Raw genomic sequence first — 854 nt, 5'->3', positions numbered from 1 at the left:
GAAGGCCACCATACCCGCAACCAAAGCACCCAGGGTTAAAATCAGGGTATTCTTTGATTGGAAAAGCATAAAGGCGATAACGATACCCGCAAAGGTGGCGTGACCAATCGCGTCCCCTATCAGACTTTGTCCTCTAAGCACAGTGACTGTCCCGACGACACCTGATGCCATAGCTAGGACGACTGTCCCAAGCAAGACGATTTGAAAAGAGAAATCAGTTAATATGGCCATAGATTTCACCAATCCTTTGATCATATGCCGCCGCGATATTGGCTTCATTGAAAGTTTCCGCAACTGGACCTTGGCCAATGACTGTCTTATTCAATAAGATGACATGGTCAAAGTACTCACGGACTGTGGCCAAATCATGGTGAACGATAATAATGGTCTTTCCGTCGCGTTGAAATTGGTTAATAATCTCTGCGAAAAGTTTCTCCGTCTTAATATCAATTCCCTTCATCGGTTCATCCAAAAAGTAAATGTCCGCATCCTGGCAGATGGCACGGGCTAAGAAAACCCGTTGCCGTTGCCCACCAGAAAGCTGAGCGATTTGCCGCTCAGCGTAGTCAGTCATATTGACACTTGCTAAGGCGGCAAGCGCCCGGCTCTTGTCCGCTTGGCTGACCTTTTTGAAAAAGCCTTGATGTACATACCGTCCCATTAAAACAACATCTAAAACCGTTGTTGGGAAGTCCCAATTCACCGAAGAGGATTGGGGTACATAAGCGATTTTCTTATAATAGTCCTTGTATGCCTTGCCGTAGAAGGTCACATCACCTTTCAAGGGCTTCAAAAAACCAAGCATACAATTCAACAAAGTCGACTTGCCGGCACCATTCGGCCCGATAATCGCG

At 46.5% G+C, this 854-nt stretch carries 2 protein-coding genes; both read right to left on the bottom strand.

Features of this window, described 5'->3' with window-relative positions:
- A partial coding sequence (locus ACRCJ0_RS16385; protein ID WP_431391221.1) for a metal ABC transporter permease occupies nt 1-231 on the bottom strand: 231 nt, incomplete at its 3' end.
- Nucleotides 215-854 (bottom strand): metal ABC transporter ATP-binding protein (locus ACRCJ0_RS16380; RefSeq protein ID WP_431391224.1); only part of this gene is annotated, 640 nt, incomplete at its 5' end. The genes ACRCJ0_RS16385 and ACRCJ0_RS16380, both read right to left, overlap by 17 nt.

This window comes from Aerococcus sp. L_32 (assembly GCF_050689315.1).
This window is presented reverse-complemented; position numbering and strand designations above follow the sequence as displayed.